The following is a 5,540-nucleotide window of genomic DNA, read 5'->3' as shown; positions in this document are numbered from 1 at the left end:
TTCCCGCCCCCAGCGGATGGCAAACCCCGGCGCCGTCGTTGAAGCGCACGGTAGCCGCGCCCGCCACGCCGTCCAGCACCCGCAAGGCTTCGACCAGGCCCGATTTGGTGTTCGAGGGAAGGTCGATCTGGGTCGGATCGCCGGTGACGATCATGCGCGAGTTTTCGCCCAGACGTGTCAGGAACATCTTCATCTGCATCGGCGTGGTGTTCTGCGCCTCGTCGAGGATGACGGCGGCATGCGCCAGCGTGCGGCCGCGCATGAAGGCAAGCGGCGCGATTTCGATCACTTCGGCGGCAATGGCGCGCTCGACCTTGTCGGCCGGCATCATGTCGTAGAGCGCGTCATAGAGCGGCCGCAGATAGGGATCGACCTTCTCCTTCATGTCGCCGGGCAGGAAGCCCAGCCGCTCGCCGGCCTCGACCGCCGGCCGCGAGAGAATGATGCGCTCGACCATGCCGCGCTCGAGCAGCATCGCCGCGTGCGCCACCGCCAGGTAGGTCTTGCCGGTGCCGGCCGGGCCGATGCCGAACACCAGTTCCGACCGTTCCAGCGCCCGCATATAGGCGTCCTGGTTGAGCGAACGGGCATAGATCGTCTTCTTGCGGGTGGCGATCTGGGCGGCGGAGACTTTGCCCTTGCGTTCCAGCGTTGGCAGGGTCAACTGATCGTCGGCGGCAATCGCCATGCGCACGGCGCCGTCAACGTCGGACTGGCCGATATCGACGCCTTTCTGGAGAATGCCGTAAAGATTGTCCAGGGCGCGGCGCGCCTGCTCGGCGGCAGAAGCGGACCCTTTGATGGTCAGCTGGTTGCCGCGTGAGCGGATGTCGACGCCAAGCTTCTGCTCGAGCCGGGCGAGGTTTTCGTCGAACTGACCATAAAGGGCGCTGGCAAGCTTGTTGTTGTCGAAAGTCAGAACGATGTGCGCCATGTCAGAAGCCCCAGATGCCGGTACCGGGGGCAGGTTCTTCAGCTCTGCTGCGCTCAACCGTCTCTCCTCATCTGCCGAGACCCTCAGGCCAATTCGGCGAACAGGCTGTTGTAGCCCGTCTTCGTGATTCGCACTTGGATAATGTCACCGATTTCGCCGGCCTTTTCATCAACAATAACCGGCTGCAGCCAAGGTGAGCGGCCAACCTTCTGGCCGGCCTGGCGGCCGGGCTTCTCGATCAGCGTGTCGATGGTGCTGCCGACGAGGCTCAAGCCGAAGTCCTGCTGCTGCTTCACAAGCAGAGCCTGCAGTCTCTGCAGGCGCTCGTCCTTGACCGCTTCCGGCACATGATCGGCCATTTCGGCGCCTGGCGTGCCGGGACGCGGCGAATATTTGAAGGAGAAGGCCGAGGCGTAATTCACCTGACGCACCAGCTCCATGGTCGCCTCGAAATCCGCCTCGGTCTCGCCGGGGAAGCCGACGATGAAGTCGCCGGAAAGCGCGATGTCAGGCCGGGCAGTGCGGATACGGTCGAGCAGCGCCAGATAATCCCTCGCCGTGTGCCGGCGATTCATCGCCTTGAGGATGCGGTCGGAGCCTGATTGCACCGGCAGATGCAGATAGGGCATCAACGACGGCAGATCGCGATGGGCCGCTATCAGCTCGTCATCCATGTCGCGCGGGTGGCTGGTGGTGTAGCGCAGACGCGCCAGCCCGGGGATTTCGGCCAGCCTGAACAGCAGGCGGCCAAGGCCCCACTCGTGGCCGTTCTCGCCCTGGCCATGCCAGGCATTGACGTTCTGGCCAAGCAGCGTCACTTCGCGCACCCCGGCTTCAGCCAGGCGCTCAGCCTCCGCGACAATCTGCGCCACCGGCCGGGAAACTTCGGAGCCTCTGGTATAGGGCACGACGCAGAAGGTGCAGAACTTGTCGCAGCCTTCCTGCACGGTGAGGAAGGCGGTGACGCCGCGCTTGATGACCTCGGCGCGCTTGGGCTGCGGCAGATGCTCGAACTTGTCCTCGATGGCGTAGTCGGTCTCGACGATCTTTTCGCCGCCGCGCACCCGCGCCAGCACGTCGGGGAGCCGGTGATAAGTCTGCGGGCCGATGACCAGGTCGACGGCCGGCGAACGGCGGATGATCTCGGCGCCTTCGGCCTGCGCCACGCAGCCGGCGACGCCGACCAGCATCTCGCGGCCGGCCAGGGCACGCTCGGCTTTCATGTCGCGGATACGGCCGAGCTCGGAATAGACCTTTTCGGCCGCCTTCTCCCTGATATGACAGGTGTTCAGCAGCACCAGGTCCGCCTCGCCAATGGCATCGGTCGCGGAATAGCCGTCGGCAGCCAGCGCATCGGCCATACGCTGCGAATCATAGACGTTCATCTGGCAGCCATAGGTCTTGATGAAGACTTTTCTCGCTGCCGTGGAAAGCACTGCCGGCTGTCCAGCCATAGTGCCGATGTCGTCGCTTTCTATCGTGTTCAAGTCCATAAGGCGGCTTCTAACGCCTTTCCGTGACAAAAAACAGACGATTCTCGGCCCGCGCCAGCAAGGGCATGCCGGGGCTAGCGGCTCGGCCGCGGGTCGGCAAGCGCCGCCTGCATCATCTCACGCACCTGGCTTTCCATCAGTTTCGACGTCTCCTTGCGGCTCGAACCCTTGGAAAAGGTGATTGCCTCGCCGAAATGCACCTCGACGTCGAGCGCGCCCTCCGCGAGCAATACCTTGAGATGCGGCATCAAATCCTCATCGCCGATCCAGGCGGCAAGCGGGCGATGCCGGCGGCCGAGCGGCACGCCGTGCAGACGCGTATAGGCGATCGCCACCGGCTGGATGAACACCTGTTCCGCCGCGCCTTCCGAAATCGCCATCGAGGCGGCGCCGAACAGCGTGCTCTTGAACGGCAGGACCATATTGCCGTCGCCGGTCGAGCCCTCGGCAAACAGCACCATCGCATCGCCCTTGGCCATGCGGCTGGCAATCTCGCTTGCCTGGTCGCCCGACGAACGCTTGCGCTCGCGCTCGATGAACACGGTACGCTGCAGCTTCGACAGCATGCCGATCAGCGGCCAGCCTTCCATATCAGCCCTGGCGATGAATTTTACGTCGGCAAAAGAGCCGAGCACCATGATGTCGGTCCAGGAGATGTGATTGGACGCAACCAGCAGCGGGCGCTTGTCGGACAGCGTCCCCTTGACATGGATGCGCATGCCGAGCGCCCTGATGATCAGCCTGTGCCAGATCTTGAGGATGAAGGTTTCCGGCCACCAGCCGGTCTTCATCGACAGTATCTGTAACGGCACGAGGACCAGCGAACCGGCGACAACGAGGCCCAGCGCCAGGAAAATCCTGATTTTCTTGATCATCGCCCCATCCCGGCCGTCTCGCTAGCGAAGATCGCGGCGCATGACAAGCGCGCCGGTCGGTCCGTGTTCGGCCGACCTGTAGTAATTCGGCCGCTTGCCGACCTCGCGGAAGCCCAGCCGGCGATAAAGCGCGATCGCCGCGACATTGGTCTCGTCGACCTCGAGGAACAGCGCTTCGGCGCGCTGCGCGTGCAGTTCGCGCAACACCGCGTCCATCAATTGCCAGCCCAGCCCCTGCCGGCGATGCGATCGCGCCACCGCGACGGTCAGGATCTCGCCCTCGCCTGCCGCAAGCCGCGCCAGCACGAAGCCGACGGGCGGCTTGGAGCCCTGTCCGGTTTCGCGCGCGGCATAGCCGAACACGGTGTCCTGTTCGAGCAAGGCGGCAAATTCGCCATCGGTCCAGGGGCGGACAAAGTCCTCGCGATGCAGCAGCGAGACCGCCGGACTGTCGGCGATCCTCAGCGGCTCGAGCGCATAGTCCCGGCGGCGTGGTTGGAGAAAAGGTATGCGCATCTAATCTTTGTTTTCTTGTTTGACCATGATCTCTGGACAAACGGGAACCGTTGTCCGTGAAAACCGGCTTCCACTTTTCGGGATCATGGTCTGATCCTTGAAAGAATGAACCCGGCCTGCGGCTTGGCGTCGGCGCCGCGCAGATAGAGTGGTTTCGGCCGTTCGCCCGCGCCGTTGGCGGCAGCCAGGCGAGCGTAGGTGACAATGTCGGCGGTGGCCGTCCGAGGGCCGACATCGAATTCGCGCCCGGCCGATGCACTGATGAGCGCTGCAGCGGTGCCGGTAAGCACCGGAGACGTTGCCATCGCCATTGCCACCACGTCGGCCAGCGTGGCCACGGCCGGACCGTAAGTCAATACTAACCTTTCGTCGTAAAAGGCCGCGTGGATCTCCTCACGGCCGGCATCCAGCGCCGCCAGCACGGCGCGACCGGGAAATGCCGTCGCTGCTTCGGCAGCCAGCGCCTCCAGTGTCGTCACTCCGATTGCCGGTATCTTCAGCGCCAGCGCCAGGCCACGCGCGGTCGAGACGCCGACCCGCAGACCGGTGAAGGAACCGGGGCCGACAGACACGGCAATGGCGCCAAGACCTGCATAGTCGGTTGCGCCTGCCTCCAGCGCTTCGGCGATGACCGCCATCAGCTGCTCGGCATGGCCCTTGCCGAGATCGAGCACCGAGCGGCCGAGCTCCCGCTTCGCCGTCCCGTCATAGACGCTAGCGGCGCAGAGGTTGGCGGCACAGTCGATGGCAAGCAATTTCATGAAGCAACCGGTTCGAAAGACAATTCCCTGTGCCCGCCACGGCCCGCCACCGCAAGGGGATAGTGCATAATTCGTTAAGCGGCTTCGCTTGTGGCCTATGCGGCCTGCTCGATGCGCAGCATGTGGTTGTCCCAGACATAGTCCGGTTCGGAGCGTGTCGCACCATTGCCCTCGACGATCTCGCCAGCGCCGGTGGTGGCCATGAAGCCGGTTCCGTCAGGTGCCACGCCGCAGACCTCGACCAGCGCGCTGTTCGCGACGACCCGGCCGCTGGCCGCATCGAGCACGACAAGCGAGTTGCCTTCCGGCGAGGAGACCGCGACCGTGCCGGCAGCCGGATTGGCGGCGACCGAGCCTATGTAGTTGCGGAAGCCCGACAAAACGTCCTGCGGCATGTCGAGCAGTTGCAGATCCTTGCCGCGCGTGGCGCGACCGACCAGCAGCGGACGATCGGTGCCCGGCCCCCGGTACTGGCAGCCGAACCAGACGGTCCCGGATGGATCTGTGTCCATGTGGCGGATAGACAGCTGATGCAGTGCGGCCGGCAATTCGTGCTTCTCGATGAGGTCGCCGGTGACGCGGTCTATCAATACGTAGGACGGCTTCATGGTCGCAATGTTGAGCTCGGCGCGGCCGTAATCCGGATGGGTCTCGATGCCGCCATTTGCTACCGCAATCGTCCTGCCATCGCCCAGGAGCAGAAGCTCGTGCGGACCCATTCCATAGGTCGGGAACTCGCCGACACGGCTGAATTTCGCCCGCGCATCGTAGACGCCGACGACGCCGGCGGCGTTGTCGAAGTCGTTTTCGGTGGCATAGAGCAGCGCACCGTCGGCCGAGAACACGCCGTGGCCGAAGAAATGCCGGCCGGCGATGCTGGCGATGGTCAGCGGCGCATCACGGCCCGAATGGTCGAAAACCACGGCGAAGGTGCCGGGCTGGCGCGCGAAGACCACCGAGC

The 5,540-nt window shown here is 64.4% G+C and carries 6 protein-coding genes; all 6 read right to left on the bottom strand.

Features of this window, described 5'->3' with window-relative positions:
- A partial coding sequence (locus EN914_RS22315; RefSeq protein ID WP_245497834.1) for a PhoH family protein occupies positions 1-934 on the bottom strand: 934 nt, incomplete at its 3' end.
- An 83-nt stretch (positions 935-1,017) separates the two neighbouring features.
- Entirely contained in the window at positions 1,018-2,388 is a 1,371-nt protein-coding gene (gene miaB, locus EN914_RS22310; protein WP_244506962.1) for a tRNA (N6-isopentenyl adenosine(37)-C2)-methylthiotransferase MiaB, read from the bottom strand.
- Between the two features lie 113 nt (positions 2,389-2,501).
- Positions 2,502-3,302 carry a 1-acyl-sn-glycerol-3-phosphate acyltransferase gene (locus EN914_RS22305; RefSeq protein WP_024503456.1) on the bottom strand — a complete coding sequence of 267 codons (801 nt, stop codon included), beginning with the start codon at positions 3,300-3,302 and terminating at the stop codon, positions 2,502-2,504.
- A 21-nt stretch (positions 3,303-3,323) separates the two neighbouring features.
- Positions 3,324-3,818 carry a ribosomal protein S18-alanine N-acetyltransferase gene (gene rimI / locus EN914_RS22300; protein ID WP_024503455.1) on the bottom strand — a complete coding sequence of 165 codons (495 nt, stop codon included), beginning with the start codon at positions 3,816-3,818 and terminating at the stop codon, positions 3,324-3,326.
- An 83-nt stretch (positions 3,819-3,901) separates the two neighbouring features.
- Positions 3,902-4,579 (bottom strand): tRNA (adenosine(37)-N6)-threonylcarbamoyltransferase complex dimerization subunit type 1 TsaB, encoded by a 678-nt coding sequence (tsaB, locus tag EN914_RS22295; RefSeq protein ID WP_024503454.1) that lies wholly within the window; start codon positions 4,577-4,579, stop codon positions 3,902-3,904.
- 95 nt (positions 4,580-4,674) lie between these two features.
- Positions 4,675-5,540, bottom strand: an 866-nt coding sequence (locus EN914_RS22290; protein WP_127389262.1) for a DUF1513 domain-containing protein, incomplete at its 5' end; no start/stop codon positions are given.

Origin of the sequence: Mesorhizobium sp. M7A.F.Ca.CA.001.08.2.1, from assembly GCF_003998455.1 — a bacterium.
Lineage (GTDB): Bacteria > Pseudomonadota > Alphaproteobacteria > Rhizobiales > Rhizobiaceae > Mesorhizobium > Mesorhizobium ciceri.
Note: the sequence above shows the minus strand (reverse complement) of the source record. Positions and strands in the feature narration are given on the sequence as shown.